The following is an 18,657-nucleotide window of genomic DNA, read 5'->3' on the forward strand; positions in this document are numbered from 1 at the left end:
CAATGTCCGACATCGCTGCAAAGGTCGGCGTTTCGCACGCGACGGTTTCACTGGTGCTGAACGAGGCGCCCGGCAAGCGCGTTTCCGAGAAGATGCGCAGTCATGTGCTGGCTGTGGCCGAGGAGCTTGGCTATCAGAAGACCACGCCCGTCAATGGCCCGATCGGCGGCATCATCGTGCTTTTGATCGACGATCTGATGGCTTCGCATCACGCCGCGCCGCTGATTGAAGGCGTGCGTGAGGCAGCAGAAGAACGGGGCTTGGCGGCGATCACCGTCGTTACCGGCGGACAGGTCGAATTCGCAGAGGTCATTCTCGATTATCTGGGCCGGCGTCAGATTGTCGGAGTGGTCTACGCCACCCTCATCACCCAGTTGGCGCCAGTGCTGCCCTCCAAACTTGCCAACTACCCCACCGTGCTCTTGAACTGCCATCAGCAGCGGGCCGAGTTCTCGTCGATCATTCCTGGCGATCTTGCCGGCGGTTTTGCGGCGACGGAGACACTAATCAAGGCCGGACATCGCCGCATAGCCATGATCGACGCGGGCAAGGAGCGGCTTGAGGCGTCCCGAGATCGTTTAAACGGTTACCGCCAGGCGCTTACCACCTACGATATCGCGGTGGATCCAGAGCTGATTGTGTCCGGCGCCTGGTCGCTCGACCTCGGGCGCGAGAAAATGCTGCAGTTGCTCGACCTGCCGTCCCCGCCGACTGCGGTATTCTGTTTTTCAGACCGGGTGGCAATGGGCGCCTATGATGCAATCAGAATAAGAGGCTTGAAAATCCCCGAAGACATTTCCGTCGTCGGCTTCGATGATGACAGCCTTGCCCGAAAAATCCTGCCGCCACTCACCACGCTGAAACTGCCGCACGAGGAGATGGGCCAATGGGCGGTGGCTGAGCTTCTGGAAAAGGTGGCGCAGCCGAAGAGGACACCAGTGCGGCTGAAGATGGAATGCCAGTTAATCCTGCGCGCTTCCATCGCCCCGCCTCGTTAACGCAAGTGGGGATTCTTCGCGACTTGATGACCTAGCGATCGAGCACCGACCGGATCTCGACGAGGTTCGAGCGCACCCTCAGAATATAAAAGCCCATGGTGGCGAGATGGCTCGGCATGATCCAGCCGTCCTCGCGCCCGTTGGAGATGATCGCCGGCTGGATGCGGAGCGCCGCCTGGAACTGCCGCATGGTCCCGGCCCAGATCGTTCCGAGATTGCGTTCCGCCACCACCTGCGAGAAATCCGCCTGGGCGGCTGCCATGATCGCGTAGTAGCCATAGAGCTGGCCATAGGCGAACCAGAACCGGTCGTCGGCGCGTGTATCGAACCAGCCGCGATTGTGGTTTTCCGAGCGCTCGGCGAGCATGTCGGAGGTGCCGCCGAGATCGTTGGCAATGCGGTCGATAAACTGCATCAAATTGTCGGCGCGGCCGTCGAAAACAACATTGCAGAGGGCGAGATCGGTGTTGAACTTGCGCAGGCTGCCGATCGCCGAGCGGTAATAGGAAGGCGTCGGCGTCTTCGGCCCGAAGGGATTGAGCCCGAAATACCAGCTGTTTTCGTCAAACTGCAGATTGCCGCGCGCGCTCTGCAGGTCATTGTTGATGCCCGATGTGCCGCGCACGCGTCCGAGCGTATCGACAAGCTCCGCCGAAGTCCGCCGGACCGCCTGGTTGACGCCGCGCTGGAACGACGCCTTGTTGTCGAGGAAGGGCGTGTGATCCCAGTCGATGCCGAAGAAGCCCATCTTGTAGAGCAGCATGGAGGAGATCCATGCGTTCTGGTTGACATTGAAATCGGTCAGATCGGCCGCGACGTCGACGATCGCCGAGCGCTGGCAAGTCTTCGGCGCCGTCGCGGCCGCGCCGTCGGCTGCCGACACGTCCTGCCCGGCTGCGACCTTGCGTTCGGAAAGCCGGTACTGGTCGACGAAGGCGGGGTTGAAATTCGTCCAGACCTGCGTCTGCCAGAAGAAATAACCGTAGAGCACGACCAGCAGCGCCACGAACGCGATGACCGGCAGCCGGATCATCCAGCTCCGGCGCTGATACCAGCCGTGCGCGGCAAGAAAGGGCCAGAAAGCCCAGGCGGAAAACAGGCGGGCCCAGCGGCCGATCGTCTGGCCGATCAGCCTGAAAAAACCGGCTATCCGGTCAAGCATCGTCGTCTCCTGTCAGGCGAGGCGAACATCGGGACGTTGCCGCCCCGCTGCATCCCACATATGCGCTCGATGGGCCGAGCACAACACGAGCCCTTCGATTTTTCGGAATGAGAGCATTATGCAAGAGGCGTATTGCCCGCGCCCTGCCGGTCAGGAGCGCAGGAGAGGCAGGCGGAAGCGCAAGGACCTGCGCGCCGTATCGATCAGAGGCCCTCCCGATGTTACCGCCGACGGCTCGGCATAGGTCGGAAACCTTCTTGTGAATTCGAGATCGGCGCGGCTCTTGCGCTGCTCCAGATCCTGGGCGACCAGCATGCCCTTCTCGAACAGCCTGATCGGCGTGGCGATATCGGGAAAGAGTTCCGGTTTGATCCTCGCCTTCATGCCCGGCCTGTCGGTATCGACCTGCGCCTGGTAGATGATCAGCCGCTCCTCGACGTCTATCAACAGCTTGCGCAGCAGCACATTGCAGGCGGCGATCCGGCCGTTCAGCGAATCGACAAAGGCCTGGAACAGGCCGATGAAGCGCTCGCGCCGCTGGCTGTCGTCTCGCATCTCGTGCTCTTCGGCGGAAATTCGCTCGGCCTCGGCCTTCAGCGCCCGCCGTTCCGCCTCCATCTGCTCCCAATGAGCCCTGTTGCCATAGACGCCGATACGGCCCTGCGTGGTCAGCGCCTTGGCATTGAGCTCCTTCATCTTGAGGCGGGCGATATCGATGGAATCGACCAGCCGGCGCCGCTGCTCGACAATATCGACAAGGCTGCGTTCGGCTGCCCTGTGCCGTTCGGTGAGCGAGGTGCGCTGGCCGGCGATCAGCCTGGCAAGCGCGTCCGATTTCCTCAAAAGTTCGAGCAGCCGCTCGATGACCGGCGCCTCGCGCACACGTTCGGTATACATGCGCCACATCCGCTGGCGCGACACCCAGCCGGCCATCTTCTCACGCAGCGTCAGCCCCCGGAAACTATCGAGATCGGCAGAAACCTCGGCCGTCAGCCGGTCAAGAGAAAAGACCAGCTCGGCCAGTTGGGCGTCGAGCGCCGCAGCGTCGGCGATATGGGCTTTGAAGCGGGCATTCTGTTCCAGGAAGACCTCGTCGGCCGACCGCGTTTCCTCGCCGCTGAAGGCGCCGATCGCCGCCACGCAATAGGCTCCCTCGGCCGCAATCCTCTCGGCAAAGCTGCCTGCAGCTTCGTACTGGCTATCGAATGGCGGGGGTTTGCGCACCTGATCTCTCCAGGGAATCTCCTGCTCAAGCTAGTCGCTTGCGGCGCTAAAGAAAACAGGCGGCGTCGCCGGCTTCAGACCGGCTCTGCGATCCAGGCTCCGTTCATCGCGTCGTCCCAATGCCTGCGGCACAGCGAGACATATTTCTCGTTGCCGCCGACGTCGATCTGGGCGCCTTCGTGCAGTACTTTTCCGTCCGCGCCGAGCCGCACAACCATCGTCGCCTTGCGCCCGCAATGGCAGATCGTGCGCACCTCGCGCATTTTGTCGGCGATCGCCAGCAGTTCCTGCGAGGCCGGAAACAGCTTGCCCTGGAAATCGGTTCTCAGTCCGTAGACCATGACAGGGATACCAAGCCTGTCGACGACGCGGGCAAGCTGCCAGACATGAACAGGCGTCATGAAATGCGCCTCGTCGACGAAGATGCAGGAAATCGGCGCGCCTTCGCCGCTCAGCGCCGCGACGAGCCGGAACAGATCCTCATGCGGCTCGAAGGGAATGGCGCTCGCTTCCAAGCCGATCCGCGAGCCGATGACGCCGCGGCCGGCGCGCTCGTCGAAGGCGGCAATCAGTTGCACCGTGCGCATGCCGCGCTCCTGGTAATTGTAGGAGGCCTGCAGCAGCATCGTCGACTTGCCGGCGTTCATCGTCGAGTAGTTGAAATAGAGTTTTGCCATCCGATTTCTCCTTAATCGGCTTATTGAAAGCTCGGAATGGCAAAGAAAAGCCCCGAGAGAACGATAATCACAGGAATCCGGCTCGAAAACCGGCGAAAGCCTTGAAAACCAGGCGCTCGGAAAAAATTCGCCGACGTCGCAATCGCATAGGTCGATACGACGCAAACGCGCTGAGGTCGCTTGTCAAACTCGGTTATTGATGGTTGGCTTGGGAACTTAAAGACTGGGAGTCTAAAATGAAAACAACAAGCACGTTCAAACTCGTTACCGCAACTGCCGTCGCCGCCCTCTCCGTTGCGACCGCTGCCTTCGCCGCCGATCCCGACAGCTGCTCCACCGTTCATTTCTCGGACGTCGGCTGGACGGATATCACCGCCACCACCGCCACCGCATCCGTCGTCCTGAAGAGCATCGGCTATCAGACCGACATCAAGGTTCTCTCGGTGCCGGTCACCTACACCTCGCTGAAGAACAAGGACATAGACATCTTCCTTGGCAACTGGATGCCGACACAGGAAAAGGACGTCCGGCCCTATCTCGACGACAAGTCGGTCGAATCTTTCGGCCCCAACCTCGTCGGTGCCAAGTATACGCTCGCAACCAACGCCAAGGGTGCGGAACTCGGCATCAAGGACTTCAAGGACATCGCCGCTCACAAGGACGATCTGGACGGTAAGATCTATGGCATCGAGCCTGGCAATGACGGCAACCGCCTCGTCATGGACATGATCGAAAAGAACACCTTCGGCATGAAGGATCTGGAAGTCGTCGAATCCTCCGAGCAGGGCATGCTCGCCCAGGTCGCGCGCGCCGACAAAGCGGGCAAGCCCGTTGTCTTCCTCGGCTGGGAACCCCATCCGATGAACACCAACTTCAAGCTGACCTACCTCACAGGCGGTGACGATATCTTCGGTCCGGATTTCGGCGGCGCCAAGGTCTTCACCAATGTCCGTGCCGGTTATCTCGACGAATGCCCGAATGTCGGCGCGATGCTGAAGAACCTGACGTTCTCCCTCGACATGGAGAACCACATCATGGGCAAAATCCTGAACGACGGCAAAGAGCCGGAGGCTGCAGCTTCCGAATGGCTGAAGGCGAACCCCGCAGCACTCGAGCCCTGGCTTAAGGGCGTCAAGACCCGCGACGGCAAGGGCGACGCTCTCGCGGCCGCCAAGACCGGCCTCGGCCTCTGACGATGCGAACGGGGCGGCTCGCCGCCCCGTTTCATTTTTGTCCGATTGTTGTTTTTTTGGATGGGCGCGCCCTTGAATTGGATCACCGAATTTAAGATTCCCATTGGCTCCTGGGCCAAATCCTTCGTGGACTGGCTGACCTCGAACGGCGAATGGTTCTTCAACCAGGTCGCCTTCCTGCTGTCGAGCGCCATAGACGGCCTGCTCTTCGTGCTGCAGAAGCCTCATCCGCTGATCGTCATCGCCGCCATCACCGCCATCGCCTTTTGGTTGCGCCGATCGATCGCGGTCGCGGTCTTCACCTGTCTTGGGCTGCTGCTCATCGTGAACCAGGACTATTGGAAGGAAACGACGGAGACGCTCGCCCTCGTGCTCGCCGCCACCTTCGTCTGCATGGTGATCGGCATTCCGCTCGGCATTGCCGCTGCCCGCCGCCCTTGGGTCTATGCGGCCATGCGCCCGGTGCTCGATCTCATGCAAACCATACCGACATTCGTTTATCTGATCCCGGCGCTCATCTTGTTCGGCCTCGGCATGGTGCCGGGCCTGATCGCGACCGTCATCTTCGCAATCCCCGCCCCGATCCGGCTGACGCGCCTCGGCATCATCTCGACGCCGCCGTCCCTCGTCGAAGCCGCCGTCGCTTTCGGCGCGACGCCGATACAGGTGCTGCGCAAGATCGAGCTTCCCTTCGCCACGCCGCAGATCATGGCGGGTCTCACCCAGACCATCATGCTGTCGCTGTCGATGGTCGTCATCGCCGCCCTTGTCGGCGCTCCCGGGCTTGGCGTGCCCGTCGTCCGTGCGCTGAACACCGTCAACATCGCCAAGGGCTTCGAGGCGGGCTTCTGCATCGTCATCCTGGCAATCATTCTCGACCGGATGTTCCGCACGGCGGGTGAAGGAGGCGCTGCATGACCGCGGTAAACTTTAACAATGTCAGCATCATCTTCGGCGATCGGCCGGAAACAGCGCTTGCCATGGTCGATCAGGGCAAATCACGCGACGAAATCGGCGCCGCGACCGGCTTGGTGCTCGGCGTCGCCGATGCCTCACTGACGATCGAGGAAGGCGAGATCCTGGTGCTGATGGGCCTTTCCGGCTCTGGCAAGTCGACGCTGCTGCGCGCCGTCAATGGGCTCGCTCCCGTGGTGCGCGGCGATGTTGCGGTCTCCACGACCACCGGCCCCATCAACCCCTACAGATGCAATGCCAAGGCGCTGCGCGATTTGCGCACCCACACCGTCTCCATGGTGTTCCAGCAGTTCGCCCTTTTGCCTTGGCGCACGGTCGCCGAAAATGTCGGCTTTGGCCTCGAACTCGCCGGCATGCCGGAAGCCGAACGCAAGCTCCGCGTCGGCGAGCAGCTCGAACTGGTCAACCTGACGAAATGGGCAGGCCGCAAGGTCAACGAGCTTTCCGGCGGCATGCAGCAGCGTGTCGGCCTTGCCCGCGCCTTTGCCACCGGCGCCCCGATCCTGCTCATGGACGAGCCTTTCTCGGCGCTCGACCCATTGATTCGCACCCGCCTGCAGGACGAGCTCCTGGAGTTCCAGCGGCGGTTGAAGAAGACCATTCTTTTCGTCAGCCACGATCTCGACGAGGCCTTCCGCATCGGCAATCGCATCGCCATTATGGAGAGCGGCCGTATCATTCAGTGCGGAACGCCGCACGACATCGTCAAGAATCCCGCAGACCAGTATGTCGCCGATTTCGTGCAGAACCTCAATCCGATCAACATGCTGACTGCGGCCGACGTGATGCAGCCAGGCCTCGGCCAGACTGCCGCCGGCATGAGTGTCAGCGCTACAGCCCGTGCCGCGACGCCGCTGATCGATGTCCTCGACGCCCTGGCCCGCCAACCCGGCAGTATCGGCATCGTCGAGAACGGCGCGATTGTCGGTACCATCTCCGCCCAAGATATTGTCGCCGGCCTCACCCGCCATCGCCGCAAGCAGGAAGCTTGATGTTTTCGATGCGCTTTGCCACAAAGCGGATATGAAAGATCCGGCCTCACCCTTACGCGAAACCGACGACGATGCCCGCAAGCTCGCCCGCGTGCTTCTGCGCTCCGCCCGGCACGCGGCGATTGCCGTTCTCGACCCCGAGACCGGCTTTCCCTTTGCCAGTCGCGTGCTGGTCGCCACCGATATCGACGGCGCCCCCGTCATCCTCGTTTCGAAGCTATCGGCCCATACGAGGGCGCTTGCCAGAGACCCGCGCGCCTCGCTCCTGACCGGCGAGCCTGGCAAGGGCGATCCCCTCGCCTTTCCGCGTCTGACGACCCAGTGCCTGGCAGAACCCGTCGAGCGCAGCAGTGCATTCTACGAGCGTATCCGCACGCGTTTTCTCGCTCGCCATACCAAGGCGAAGCTTTATATCGACTTTCCTGATTTCCTGTTCTTCCGTCTTAAGCCGCAACAGGCCAGCCTCAATGGCGGCTTCGGCCGCGCCTACCAGTTGGATGGAAACGATCTCATAATCCAGTCGGCCGCGAATGAGGCAATTGCCACCGAGGCGGAAGAGACAGTGCGAGATTTAGTAGAACGCCATCCCGATGTCGCCGAAGCCCTCGCTATCAGGCTGAAGGCGCCGGAATCGGGTCCTTGGCGCATTTGTGGTATCGATTCCTCAGGTTTTGACATGATTTCCAGCGACTTGCTGCTGCGATACGAGTTCGAAACCCTCGCTGTGGATACCGATCACATTTGTTCAAACATGACTAAAATAGCATACTCGATACCTTAAATTTAGGTATATACAATCTTCGAGCCCAGTTGCTAGTTTTTAGCGTCAGTCAAAATCCCGGCTGACGGCCTGTGCCAGCACGAATGATGTACGTTTCGCATTAGGAAGATAACATATGGAAACCTCTGATTTGGCCGATCACACGAACGTGGCGGCAGCTTTATTGTCGGCCATGGCAAACCCGAAAAGATTGCTGATCCTGTGTAGCCTCGTGAAGGGCGAAGTGGCCGTCGGCGTGCTTGCGACGCAGGTCGGCCTCAGCCAGTCGGCTCTCTCTCAGCACCTGTCGAAACTACGCGCTCAAAAACTGGTCAAGACCCGCCGAGACGCACAAACCATCTATTATTCGAGCACCTCCGAGCCGGTCATGAAGATCCTGGCAACGCTCGAAGACATCTACCTCGTGCAGAAGAGAAACAGATCCGCCGCTTGATGATAGCGCTGACATGAATGTCGGCCGATGCCGTGCCGGAAGGGGATATTCCCCGAGGCCTGGCAACGATATTTCAGCACATGAACCTTATGGCACGACCGGCAAATCTTCCGATTTGCCGGTCGTGCCTTTGAGTGCCCTGGTCGTTCTGCTTCTTTCGCCGGCCGCGAAGGAATTGCAGCCTTATCGCGCTGAAGCGCTCGCCCCGTGATCGATCGACGCAGCTTCAGCCTGCTGTCAGGAGGAGCTTTCGGGACTTTTCCCGTTGACGCCTTGGGAAGCCCTGATAATTTGACCGGGCAGTAAAAATATGGGCGTAAAGCCCCGGGAAAGGGCCGTCACCGGCCAGGAGAACAGCATGTCCAATCGCCTCAATGCACCGAACGATCTTCGCGCCTTCTGGATGCCGTTTACGGCAAATCGCCAGTTCAAGAAGGAGCCGCGTTTGTTCGTCGGCGCCAAGGACATGTACTATACGACCCATGACGGCCGTCAGGTGCTGGACGGAACGGCCGGCCTCTGGTGCGTCAATGCCGGCCACTGCCGCCCGAAGATCACCGAAGCGATCCGCGAGCAGGCCGGCGAGCTCGATTACGCGCCGGCCTTCCAGCTCGGCCATCCCAAGGCCTTCGAACTGGCGAACCGCCTGGTCGACATTGCCCCGGAAGGCCTGAACCACGTTCTCTACACCAATTCGGGTTCGGAATCCGTCGAGACGGCGCTCAAGGTGGCGCTCGCCTATCACCGCGTGAAGGGCAATGGATCACGCTTCCGCCTGATCGGCCGCGAGCGCGGCTATCATGGCGTCAATTTCGGCGGCATCTCCGTCGGCGGCATCGTCACCAACCGCAAGATGTTCGGCACACTTCTGACCGGCGTCGATCACATGCCGCACACCCACCAGCCCGGCAAAAACAACTTCACTCGCGGCGAGCCCGAGCATGGCGGCGACATCGCTACCGAACTCGAGCGTATCGTCACCTTGCATGACGCCTCCACCGTCGCCGCCGTCATCGTCGAGCCGGTGGCGGGTTCCACCGGCGTCTTGATCCCGCCGAAGGGCTACCTGCAAAAGCTGCGCGAGATCTGCACCAAGCATGGCATCCTTCTGATCTTCGACGAGGTCATCACCGGCTTCGGCCGCCTCGGCGCTCCCTTCGCCGCGCAATATTACGACGTCAAGCCTGACATGATCACCGCCGCCAAGGGGCTGACCAACGGCGTCATTCCGATGGGCGCGGTCTTCGTTACCTCCGAGATCCATGATGCCTTCATGAACGGCCCGGAGCACATGATCGAGTTCTTCCACGGCTACACCTATTCCGGCAATCCGATCGCTTCCGCCGCCGCGCTCGCCACGCTCGACACCTACAAGGAGGAGGGCCTGCTGACACGCGCCGCCGAGCTTTCCGACTACTGGGCCGACGCGCTGCATTCGCTGAAGGACTGCCCCAATGTCATCGACATCCGGAACACCGGCCTGATCGGCGCGATCGAACTCGACCCGATCGCCGGCGAGCCCACCAAGCGCGCCTTCACCGCCTTCCTGAAAGCTTATGAAAGCGGCCTGCTGATCCGCACCACCGGCGATATCATCGCGCTCTCACCACCGCTGATCATCGAGAAGCACCATATCGACGAGCTCTTCGGCAAGCTGCGAACCATCCTGCAGAACAACGTCTGAGAAAGCTCTGAGGCTTCCGGCAACAGGGCCTGCGGCGGACCTCCTGTTATAATTCCTTAAGTCGGAGTCGATTTAAGGATAAAATTACGCGGCAATTGAAAGTGTTACAGCGTCCTTTGCGCGTCTGAAAAGACGCGCGGCGCTGGAAGCCCACGCAGGCCCTTTTGTTGCGAAGCCAGATAGATTTCAGCTCACCGCGGCGACGGAAAGGCAGAGGGCGAATTTCTTCAGGAGCCGGCGATCGAATTGCCCTTCGCTGCCAAGCATCCATGTCAGTGATTGGCTCGCGCTCCATGGCGCCTTGTACGGCCGCACGGAGGTCACGGCGTCATAGACGTCGCAAATCGCAGCAAGACGAGCATGGAAGCTCACCTGCGCCTCGGAAAGCCTGCGGGGATAGCCCTTGCCATCGATACGCTCATGATGGTTGAGGCAGACGTCGAGAACGATCTCCGACATGCCTTGTTGGCGCGACAGGATTGCATGCCCCTTTTCCGGATGATCGCGGATCATTTTGATCTCGTCCTCGTCCAGGCGCCCTTCCTTGTTGAGTATCTCAAGCGGAATTTCGAGCTTGCCGACGTCGTGCAGCAATCCTGCCGTGCCGAGCATCTGCACGGTAGTCTCGTCAAGTCCGAGATGACGGCCGAACAGGATCATCAGCGCGCTCACCGAAAGGGAATGCAGAAACGTTGCCTCGTCCTTGGATTTCAGACGCGTAACGCTGAGAAAGACAGTGGGATTGTCATCAATCGACTTGGAGACAGAGGAAATCACCGGCGCCACCTGATCGACGCTGATGCCATCGCCATGCTGGAGCCGGCTGAAGACGCTTTCCAGCACCTGCACGGATTTCTGGATGGTCTCGCGTGCCGCCTTGGTGTCCATCTCGATATTGCCGCCTGGCAGGCCGTCGATGTCGAGGCCTCTGCTGGTGTTGATGACAACACCTTCAATAGCGCTCTTGCGAAGTTTTAGGGCATCGGCTTCACGGCGCAGCAGAAATCTTCGCTTGGACAGAAGAGGGTCATGCCATGCACCCTCGATCGCCTCCACAAACATTCCGTTGCGCACCTGTCTGGCTTCGATACGCTTCAGCATCCAGATCTCAGTTCCTGAAATATCTCTCTGTTTATGACCGACCGTTCTTTTGCATCGCAGCAATATATGCGGGAACAATGGTTCTACTCTAATTGGTAGAATCAAGTGTTAATCTCAAAACAGAATTTGAATATTCGGAAAGACCAAGCGAGCTTCCGCGATATGCAGCAGGTTCATCGGCGCACCGCGATTGTGCGGGTACCGCCACCCTCGAAACAATCACCAGACGGCGCCAAAATCGACGATTTTGGCAAGACTTCGTGTCGGATCGAGCCGATTTTCGTTCCATTTTGTTATCAACTTGCGCAATCTCACCAAAATTCCTAGAAATCTTGTCGCTGCACCACTCGAGCCAAATATGGCCGGAGGGTGCATTGATCGCGCCGATATCGATCGTTCTTGGCACGGCTCCTGGGCCGTTGAACGATCCGGAAAAGCCGGCGCGACGCTTCATCGCGGGTCGCATGACCCCATCCAAGGAGACAGACAATGACCCTCAAGACATTGACGGCGACCCTCGTCGCGTCACTCGCCTTTGCGCCGCTTGCCCATGCCGATATCACCATCGGCCTGATCGCGCCGCTGACCGGCCCCGTCGCCGCCTATGGCGATCAGGTGAAGAACGGCGCTCAGACGGCCGTCGACGAGATCAACAAGAAGGGCGGGATTCTCGGAGAGAAGGTCGTTCTCGAACTGGCCGACGATGCCGGCGAACCGAAGCAGGGCGTTTCCGCCGCCAACAAGGTCGTCGGCGACGGCATCCGCTTCGTCGTCGGCCCGGTAACCTCGGGCGTCGCCATTCCCGTTTCGGACGTGCTTGCTGAAAACGGCGTGCTGATGGTTACCCCGACCGCGACGGCCCCCGACCTGACCAAGCGCGGTCTCACCAACGTGCTGCGCACCTGCGGCCGCGACGACCAGCAGGCAGAAGTCGCCGCCAAATATGTGCTGAAGAATTTCAAGGACAAGCGCGTCGCCATCGTCAACGACAAGGGCGCCTACGGCAAGGGCCTCGCCGATGCCTTCAAGGCGACGCTGAACGCCGGCGGCATCACCGAAGTCGTCAATGACGCGATCACGCCTGGTGACAAGGATTTCAGCGCGCTCACCACCCGCATCAAGTCCGAGAAGGTCGACGTGGTCTATTTCGGCGGCTACCACCCGGAAGGCGGCTTGCTGGCCCGCCAGCTGCATGACCTCGCCGCCAACGCGACGATCATCGGCGGCGATGGCCTCTCCAACACCGAATTCTGGGCAATCGGCACGGATGCGGCAGCAGGCACGATCTTCACCAACGCTTCGGACGCCACCAAGAGCCCGGATTCCAAGGCCGCAGCCGACGCGCTCGCCGCCAAGAACATCCCGGCCGAGGCCTTCACGCTGAACGCCTATGCCGCCGTCGAGGTGCTGAAGGCCGGCATCGAGAAGGCCGGCAGTGCCGAGGATGCGGAAGCCGTCGCGACCGCGTTGAAGGACGGCAAGGAGATCCCGACTGCCATCGGCAAGGTCACCTACGGCAAGACCGGCGACCTGACCTCGCAGAGCTTCTCGCTCTACAAGTGGGAAGCCGGCAAGATCGTCGCCGCCGAATAAACCATCGCTGACCGTCGACGGCCGGGCGCCCGTACGGCGCCCGGTCTCGTTTTGCGGCACTCGCTTGTGGCGGCAGATCGGTTATAAGTTTTGAAATCGGTTGTAATGTGAGCAATGCCATGACCACCAAGCTCGAACGTCTCATCGACCAGGGCGTCGGCCGCGTGCCGGCCGATATCGTACTGAAGGGTGGCCGTTTCTTCAATCTGGTCACCGGCGAACTCGTCCTGTCGGACATTGCCATCGGCGCCGATCGCATCGTCGGAACCTCAGGTAGCTACGAAGGTGAAACCGAGATCGATATATCGGGCAGGATCGTCGTTCCCGGCTTCATCGACACGCATCTGCATATCGAATCTTCGCTCGTCACACCCCATGAATTCGATCGCTGCGTTCTGCCTTATGGTGTCACCACCGCCATCTGCGATCCGCACGAAATCGCCAATGTGCTGGGAACCGCCGGCATCGAATTCTTTCTCGAATCGGCGCTGGAGACGATCATGGACATCCGCGTCCAGCTCTCCTCCTGCGTTCCGGCGACGCATCTCGAAACCTCCGGCGCCGACTTGCCGATCGAGCGCCTCCTGCCCTTCCGCCACCATCCGAAGGTCATCGGCCTCGCCGAATTCATGAATTTCCCCGGCGTGATCCATAAGGATCCCGTCTGCATGGCCAAGCTCGACGCCTTCCAGGGCGGCCATATCGATGGTCATGCGCCGCTGCTGTCCGGCAATGACCTCAACGGTTACCTCGCCGCCGGTATCCGAACCGAGCATGAATGCACGACTGCCGGCGAAGCGATGGAAAAGATCCGGAAGGGCATGCACATCCTCGTGCGCGAGGGTTCGGTATCCAAGGATCTCGCGGCGCTGATCCCCATTATCACCGAGCGGCTTTCACCCTTCCTCGCGCTCTGTACCGACGACCGCAATCCGCTCGATATCGCCGAACAGGGTCATCTCGATCACATGATCCGCACGTCCATCGGAAGCGGCGTCGAGGCCCTGGCGATCTACCGCGCCGCCTCGATTTCGGCTGCCCGCGCCTTCGGTCTGAGGGACCGCGGACTGGTCGCGCCTGGTTGGCGCGCCGATCTGGTGGTACTCGACAGCCTGGAAGACTGCCGCGCCGACATGGTCTTTTCCGCTGGCCGCCGCGTCACGGATGCGCTCTTTTCCTCGCGCAGACCGGTTGCCCCGATCGGCCTCGACAGCGTCAAGGCTCGGCCGGTCAACGCCGCCCATTTCGGCGTCCCGGTCGCCGAAGGCGAAACGCCTGTCATCGGCGTCATCCCGGGCAAGATCATCACCGAGCATCGTCGCTACCGCCTGCCCGTCAGCGGCAACGAGACTGCGGTCGATCTTGCCAATGACATCATCAAGGTCGCCGTCATCGAGCGCCACGGCAAGAACGGCAACCACGCCAACGGCTTTGTCCAAGGCTTCGGCCTGAAGAAGGGTGCGATCGCCTCGACCGTCGGCCATGATAGCCACAATATCTGCGTCGTCGGCGTCAGCGAGGACGACATGGCGCGCGCCGCAAACCGCCTCGGCGAGATCAAGGGTGGCTTCGTGGTCGTCGAAGACGGCAAGGTCACCGGCGAAATCGCCCTGCCGATCGCCGGTCTTATGAGCCTTGAGCCCTACGAGACTGTCCGCGATACGCTGCACCATCTGCGAAAAGCCGCCTTGGCGCTGGGCGCCACGCTGGAAGAACCCTTCCTCCAACTCGCTTTCCTGCCGCTGCCGGTCATCCCGCACCTGAAGATATCCGACCGCGGCATGGTGGACGTGGGCAAGTTCGCGCTGATTGGGTGACGGCATCCTTGGCAAATTCGGCGACAGCGCTTATTTTGCGGTAACGTTGGAGCCGATCATGACGAAGCTGGAACAGATTGAAAAAATCGTTACCGAACTCGATAAGTACGAGTTCGAAGCCTTTTCGGCGTGGTTTGAAGCCCTTCAAGCCGAACGCTGGGACAGGCAGATGGAAGCGGACGCAGCGAGTGGCAAACTCGATCATCTCGCCGAGAAAGCCTTTACCGATTTTCGTGGCGGAAAGACAAGACGGCTTTGAAGCACCACGCCACTCCCGCTTTCTGGGAGGCCTATGACTGCTTGCCTGAGCAGATACGGAAGTTGGCCAACGGAAACTTCGATTTGCTCAAACAAGATCCCAGGCATCCCTCCTTGCATTTCAAGCGCGTCGGCCGCTTCTGGTCGGCGCGCGTCGGCACATCCTGGAGAGCTTTAGCGGTCAGGGATGGAGATGACATCATCTGGTTTTGGATCGGCTCGCATGCAGATTACGATAAGCTTCTGAAATAGCCGTCAAACCCGCGCGCAAAACCCGTCCAGCGCAGCAAGCTTCACCAGCCCCGCGTCAGCCACCGCCTCGAAGCCCGGCATCTCAAGCGGTTCCCCGCGCACCATGCCATCAGGCAGGCGGAATTCCGCCGGTTTGCGCGCCAGGTTGAAAACGAAGAGCAGTTTTTCTCCGCCCTTTTCGCGGGTGAAGGCGAGCAGATCCTGGTTGGTGCCGATGAAAGTCATGTCGCCGTCGATCAACGCCGGATGGCTCCTCCGGAATGCAAGCGTCTTGCGGTAGTGATGCAGCACCGAGCTGTCGCTCGCCTCCTGCGTGTCCACGGAAAGCGCTGCCTGCTCGTAAGGCACCGGCAGCCAGCTCTTCTCGGCCGAGGTGAAGCCTGCATGCGCCTTGCCGGCTTCCCAAGGCATCGGCGTGCGGCATCCGTCGCGGCCCTTGAAGGCCGGCCAGAAGCGGATGCCGTAGGGGTCGCGCAGGTCTTCGAAGGCGAGCTCCGCCTCCGGCAGGCCGAGCTCCTCGCCCTGATAAAGGCAGATCGAACCGCGCAGCGCCGCAAGCACCGAGATCGCCAGCTTGGCGATGACAGACCGCTCTTCCTCCGTTCGCGCGAAACGGCTGACATGGCGCATGACGTCGTGGTTGGAAAAAGCCCAGCAGACCCAGCCGTCCGTGACGGCCTTCTGGAAGGCCTCGACGCAGCCGCGAATATGCTCGGCGGTGAAATCCGGCCCGAGGAGATCGAATGTGTAGCACATGTGCAGCTTGTCGCCGCCACTCGTATAGGCGCCAACCGTCTTCAGCGAACGAGCGCCATCGCCGACTTCGCCGACGGTTGTACGATCTTCGTACTGATCGAGCAGCGCCCGGAAGCGCTTGAGGAAATCGACATTTTCCGGCTGCGTCTTGTCATAGAGGTGGTTCTGCATGCCGTAGGGGTTGGTGTCGGGCGCATCGAGGCCGCCGTCGCTGGTATCGGGCTCATGCGGCGGATTGCTTCGGAGCTGCTTGTCGCAGAAATAATAGTTGACCGTATCCAGCCGGAAGCCGTCGACGCCGCGGTCGAGCCAGAACTTCACCGTCTCCAGCACCGCCTCCTGCACGTCTGCGCTGTGGAAATTGAGGTCGGGCTGCGAGGTCAGGAAATTGTGTTGGTAATATTGCCGGCGCACACCGTCCCATTCCCAGCCCGGCCCGCCGAAGATCGACAGCCAGTTGTTCGGCGCCGTACCGTCAGGCTTCGGGTCGGCCCAGACATACCAGTCCGCCTTTGGATTGGTCCGGCTCGACCGGCTCTCGACGAACCAGGGATGCCGGTCGGAAGTGTGCGAGATCACCTGGTCGATCACGACCTTGATGCCGAGCCTATGCGCTTCGGCCATCATCTCGTCGAAATCATCAAGCGTCCCGAAGATCGGATCGACGTCGCAATAATCGGAAACGTCGTAGCCCATGTCGGCCATCGGCGATTTGAAGAAGGGCGAGAGCCAGATCGCGTCGACGCCGAGGCTGGCTATATGCGGCAGCCGGCGGGTGATTCCCCTGAGATCGCCGAGCCCATCGCTGTTGGTGTCCTGAAACGAGCGCGGATAGACCTGATAGATTACCGCGCCGCGCCACCAGTCCGCACTCCTGCCTGCCTGCAATGCCATCGGCTACATCTCCTGCCTCGTTTGCGCTCGCCACACTAAAGCGGACGAAACAAAAGACAACCATGTGAAGCCTTTATGAAGGCCCTGCGAAGGCAGCGGCGGGTCGTCGCGATCCGACAAGGGGGAGACGTATATAGGCTTGTCCACAACCCGTTTATACCCTCCGGATTTGGGGTTGCAACGCGAAGCCTTTGCGATAATGTGCGCACTGACCTGTACGTAAGAGGTCAAACACCGGGAACAAATGTCTAATAAAGGCGCAAAGCCTAGAAAGGTGGACCCACCATGAACCATTTCGGGAAAAAATTTCTCGCCTCTGCAATGCTTGGCACATTGCTGGCGTTTTCGGCCCATGCGGCCACGCTCAACATTCACAATGGTGGCGACCCGCAGTCGCTCGATCCGCAGAAGCTTTCCGGCGACTGGGAGAACCGTATCGCCGGCGACATTTTCGAAGGTCTCGTCACCGAGGACGCCAAGGACAATCCGGTCCCCGGTCAGGCTGAAAGCTGGACGATTTCGCCTGACGGCAAGGTCTACACCTTCAAGCTTCGCGACGGCATCAAGTGGTCCGATGGCCAGCCGGTAACGGCAGGAGACTTCGTCTTCGCCTTCCAGCGCCTCGTCGACCCGAAGAATGCCGCCGACTATGCCTATCTGCAGTTCACCATCAAGAACGCGGAAAAGATCAACAAGGGTGAGATCACCGACCTCAACCAGCTTGGCGTTAAGGCGATCGACGACAAGACGCTCGAAATCACGCTTGAAAATGCCACCCCTTATTTCCTCAATGCCCTGATGCATTACACTGCCTATCCGCTGCCGAAGCATGTCGTCGAGGCGAAGGGCCAGGATTGGGTCAAGATTGGCAACATCGTCACCAACGGCCCCTACAAGCCGGTCGAATGGGTTCCGGGCTCGCATGTCACCACAGTCAAGAATGATCAGTGGTATGACACCAAGGACCTGAAGATCGACGGCGCGAAGTTCTTCGTGCTTGAAGACCAGGAAGCCGCGCTGAAACGCTACCGCGCCGGCGAATTCGATATCCTCACCGATTTCCCGACCGACCAATACGAATGGATGAAGAAGAACCTGCCTGGCCAGGCGCATGTCGCCCCCTTCTCCGGCCTCTACTATTACGTCGTCAACTCGCAGAAGCCGCCCTTCAGCGACAAGCGCGTCCGCCAGGCACTCTCCATGGCGATCAACCGTGAAGTCATCGGCCCGCAAATCCTCGGCACCGGCGAACTGCCTGCCTATTCTTGGGTTCCGCCAGGCACGGCGAATTACGGCGAGCCGGCCTATGTCAGCTGGAAGGACCTGCCCTATAGCGAGAAGGTCGCCGAAGCCAAGAAGCTTCTGACCGAAGCCGGTTTCGGCCCGGACAAGCCGCTGCACGCCGTGCTGAGCTACAACACCAACGACAACCACAAGCGCATTGCCGTCGCCATCGCCTCCATGTGGAAGCCGCTCGGCGTCGATGTCGAGCTCGTCAACGCCGAAACCAAGGTGCATTACGACCAGATGCAGCGTGGCCAGGTCGAAATCGGCCGCGCCGGCTGGCTCGCCGACTACAACGACCCGGACAACTTCCTGAACCTCCTGGTGACAGGCGTGCAGATGAACTACGGCCGCTGGTCCAATCCCGAGTACGACAAGATGATCAAGGAAGGCAACGCCGAGACGGATCTCACCAAGCGTGCCGCGATCTTCAAGAAGGCCGAACAGTTAGCGCTCGATGAGTCCGCCGCTCTGCCGATCTACTACTACGTCTCGAAGAATGTCGTTTCGCCGAAGATCGAAGGCTTCGTCGATAACATTCAAGACATCCACCGCACCCGCTGGCTGTCGATGAAAGAGTAAG

18 protein-coding genes are annotated in these 18,657 nt (G+C 60.4%); 12 read left to right on the forward strand and 6 right to left on the reverse strand.

Annotated elements, in window-relative coordinates; translation table 11 throughout:
* The first annotated feature begins 2 nt into the window (after nt 1-2).
* Nucleotides 3-998 carry a LacI family DNA-binding transcriptional regulator gene (locus N2600_RS15875; RefSeq protein ID WP_260296759.1) on the forward strand — a complete coding sequence of 332 codons (996 nt, stop codon included), beginning with the start codon at nt 3-5 and terminating at the stop codon, nt 996-998.
* Nucleotides 999-1,029: 31 nt separating this feature from the next.
* Here N2600_RS15875 and N2600_RS15880 read toward each other — a convergent pair whose 3' ends face one another.
* From N2600_RS15880 to N2600_RS15890, 3 genes are all read right to left on the reverse strand, one after another.
* On the reverse strand, nt 1,030-2,160 hold the full coding sequence (locus N2600_RS15880) for a DUF2333 family protein (protein ID WP_260296760.1): 1,131 nt from the start codon (nt 2,158-2,160) through the stop codon (nt 1,030-1,032).
* A gap of 150 nt (nt 2,161-2,310) precedes the next feature.
* On the reverse strand, nt 2,311-3,384 hold the full coding sequence (locus N2600_RS15885; protein ID WP_260296761.1) for a hypothetical protein: 1,074 nt from the start codon (nt 3,382-3,384) through the stop codon (nt 2,311-2,313).
* Nucleotides 3,385-3,458: 74 nt separating this feature from the next.
* The gene (locus N2600_RS15890) at nt 3,459-4,061 is read right to left on the reverse strand and encodes a thymidine kinase (RefSeq protein WP_260296762.1); all 603 of its coding nucleotides are present in this window, start codon (nt 4,059-4,061) and stop codon (nt 3,459-3,461) included.
* Nucleotides 4,062-4,297: 236 nt separating this feature from the next.
* Between N2600_RS15890 and N2600_RS15895 the strand changes: the two genes are divergently transcribed.
* The 6 genes from N2600_RS15895 (at nt 4,298) to N2600_RS15920 (ending at nt 10,119) form a co-directional block, all read left to right on the forward strand.
* Complete coding sequence (locus N2600_RS15895) at nt 4,298-5,254, forward strand: choline ABC transporter substrate-binding protein (RefSeq protein ID WP_222386600.1); 957 nt, start codon at nt 4,298-4,300, stop codon at nt 5,252-5,254.
* A 72-nt stretch (nt 5,255-5,326) separates the two neighbouring features.
* Complete coding sequence (gene choW, locus N2600_RS15900) at nt 5,327-6,172, forward strand: choline ABC transporter permease subunit (protein ID WP_064247862.1); 846 nt, start codon at nt 5,327-5,329, stop codon at nt 6,170-6,172.
* Entirely contained in the window at nt 6,169-7,221 is a 1,053-nt protein-coding gene (gene choV, locus N2600_RS15905; protein ID WP_260296763.1) for a choline ABC transporter ATP-binding protein, read from the forward strand. The genes choW and choV overlap by 4 nt, the downstream gene beginning before the upstream one ends.
* A 31-nt stretch (nt 7,222-7,252) precedes the next feature.
* Complete coding sequence (locus tag N2600_RS15910; protein ID WP_260296764.1) at nt 7,253-8,002, forward strand: HugZ family pyridoxamine 5'-phosphate oxidase; 750 nt, start codon at nt 7,253-7,255, stop codon at nt 8,000-8,002.
* 115 nt (nt 8,003-8,117) lie between these two features.
* The gene (locus tag N2600_RS15915; RefSeq protein ID WP_260109179.1) at nt 8,118-8,435 is read left to right on the forward strand and encodes an ArsR/SmtB family transcription factor; all 318 of its coding nucleotides are present in this window, start codon (nt 8,118-8,120) and stop codon (nt 8,433-8,435) included.
* A 358-nt stretch (nt 8,436-8,793) separates the two neighbouring features.
* On the forward strand, nt 8,794-10,119 hold the full coding sequence (locus N2600_RS15920) for an aspartate aminotransferase family protein (protein WP_003561419.1): 1,326 nt from the start codon (nt 8,794-8,796) through the stop codon (nt 10,117-10,119).
* 186 nt (nt 10,120-10,305) lie between these two features.
* Here the strand turns inward: N2600_RS15920 and N2600_RS15925 are convergent, their stop codons facing one another.
* Both N2600_RS15925 and N2600_RS15930 read right to left on the reverse strand, forming a co-directional pair.
* Nucleotides 10,306-11,220 (reverse strand): HD-GYP domain-containing protein, encoded by a 915-nt coding sequence (locus N2600_RS15925; RefSeq protein ID WP_260296765.1) that lies wholly within the window; start codon nt 11,218-11,220, stop codon nt 10,306-10,308.
* Between the two features lie 88 nt (nt 11,221-11,308).
* Nucleotides 11,309-11,686 carry a hypothetical protein gene (locus N2600_RS15930; protein WP_260296766.1) on the reverse strand — a complete coding sequence of 126 codons (378 nt, stop codon included), beginning with the start codon at nt 11,684-11,686 and terminating at the stop codon, nt 11,309-11,311.
* A 23-nt stretch (nt 11,687-11,709) separates the two neighbouring features.
* Here N2600_RS15930 and N2600_RS15935 point away from each other — a divergent pair, with 23 nt between their 5' ends.
* The 4 genes from N2600_RS15935 to N2600_RS15950 all read left to right on the forward strand — a co-directional run bounded on the left by N2600_RS15935 (nt 11,710) and on the right by N2600_RS15950 (nt 15,140).
* A complete protein-coding gene (locus N2600_RS15935) occupies nt 11,710-12,813 on the forward strand; it encodes a branched-chain amino acid ABC transporter substrate-binding protein (RefSeq protein ID WP_162116484.1) in 1,104 nt (367 codons plus the stop codon).
* A 119-nt stretch (nt 12,814-12,932) separates the two neighbouring features.
* Nucleotides 12,933-14,630: an adenine deaminase gene (ade, locus tag N2600_RS15940; protein ID WP_222386604.1), complete on the forward strand. Its 1,698-nt coding sequence runs from the start codon at nt 12,933-12,935 to the stop codon at nt 14,628-14,630.
* 58 nt (nt 14,631-14,688) lie between these two features.
* Nucleotides 14,689-14,889: a hypothetical protein gene (locus N2600_RS15945; RefSeq protein WP_222386605.1), complete on the forward strand. Its 201-nt coding sequence runs from the start codon at nt 14,689-14,691 to the stop codon at nt 14,887-14,889.
* Nucleotides 14,890-14,972: 83 nt separating this feature from the next.
* Entirely contained in the window at nt 14,973-15,140 is a 168-nt protein-coding gene (locus tag N2600_RS15950) for a ParE family toxin-like protein (protein ID WP_445944940.1), read from the forward strand.
* A 3-nt stretch (nt 15,141-15,143) separates the two neighbouring features.
* Here N2600_RS15950 and bglA read toward each other — a convergent pair whose 3' ends face one another.
* Complete coding sequence (gene bglA / locus N2600_RS15955; RefSeq protein ID WP_260296768.1) at nt 15,144-16,790, reverse strand: beta-galactosidase BglA; 1,647 nt, start codon at nt 16,788-16,790, stop codon at nt 15,144-15,146.
* Between the two features lie 285 nt (nt 16,791-17,075).
* Here bglA and N2600_RS15960 point away from each other — a divergent pair, with 285 nt between their 5' ends.
* Entirely contained in the window at nt 17,076-18,656 is a 1,581-nt protein-coding gene (locus N2600_RS15960; RefSeq protein WP_017965400.1) for a peptide ABC transporter substrate-binding protein, read from the forward strand.
* Nucleotide 18,657: the final 1 nt, after the last annotated feature.

The organism is Rhizobium sp. WSM1274 (assembly GCF_025200775.1).
GTDB lineage: Bacteria > Pseudomonadota > Alphaproteobacteria > Rhizobiales > Rhizobiaceae > Rhizobium > Rhizobium leguminosarum_I.

Excerpts from the sequence above, each read along its gene's own strand:
- N2600_RS15880 (WP_260296760.1), bottom strand. The coding sequence starts at position 2,160 with ATGCTTGACCGGATAGCCGGTTTTTTCAGGCTGATCGGCCAGACGATC.
- bglA (WP_260296768.1), bottom strand. The coding sequence starts at position 16,790 with ATGGCATTGCAGGCAGGCAGGAGTGCGGACTGGTGGCGCGGCGCGGTA.
- N2600_RS15925 (WP_260296765.1), bottom strand. The coding sequence starts at position 11,220 with ATGCTGAAGCGTATCGAAGCCAGACAGGTGCGCAACGGAATGTTTGTG.
- N2600_RS15930 (WP_260296766.1), bottom strand. The coding sequence starts at position 11,686 with ATGCGACCCGCGATGAAGCGTCGCGCCGGCTTTTCCGGATCGTTCAAC.
- N2600_RS15910 (WP_260296764.1), top strand. The coding sequence starts at position 7,253 with ATGAAAGATCCGGCCTCACCCTTACGCGAAACCGACGACGATGCCCGC.
- N2600_RS15895 (WP_222386600.1), top strand. The coding sequence starts at position 4,298 with ATGAAAACAACAAGCACGTTCAAACTCGTTACCGCAACTGCCGTCGCC.
- N2600_RS15960 (WP_017965400.1), top strand. The coding sequence starts at position 17,076 with ATGAACCATTTCGGGAAAAAATTTCTCGCCTCTGCAATGCTTGGCACA.
- N2600_RS15915 (WP_260109179.1), top strand. The coding sequence starts at position 8,118 with ATGGAAACCTCTGATTTGGCCGATCACACGAACGTGGCGGCAGCTTTA.
- N2600_RS15875 (WP_260296759.1), top strand. The coding sequence starts at position 3 with ATGTCCGACATCGCTGCAAAGGTCGGCGTTTCGCACGCGACGGTTTCA.
- N2600_RS15920 (WP_003561419.1), top strand. The coding sequence starts at position 8,794 with ATGTCCAATCGCCTCAATGCACCGAACGATCTTCGCGCCTTCTGGATG.
- N2600_RS15935 (WP_162116484.1), top strand. The coding sequence starts at position 11,710 with ATGACCCTCAAGACATTGACGGCGACCCTCGTCGCGTCACTCGCCTTT.
- N2600_RS15945 (WP_222386605.1), top strand. The coding sequence starts at position 14,689 with ATGACGAAGCTGGAACAGATTGAAAAAATCGTTACCGAACTCGATAAG.
- ade (WP_222386604.1), top strand. The coding sequence starts at position 12,933 with ATGACCACCAAGCTCGAACGTCTCATCGACCAGGGCGTCGGCCGCGTG.
- choV (WP_260296763.1), top strand. The coding sequence starts at position 6,169 with ATGACCGCGGTAAACTTTAACAATGTCAGCATCATCTTCGGCGATCGG.
- N2600_RS15890 (WP_260296762.1), bottom strand. The coding sequence starts at position 4,061 with ATGGCAAAACTCTATTTCAACTACTCGACGATGAACGCCGGCAAGTCG.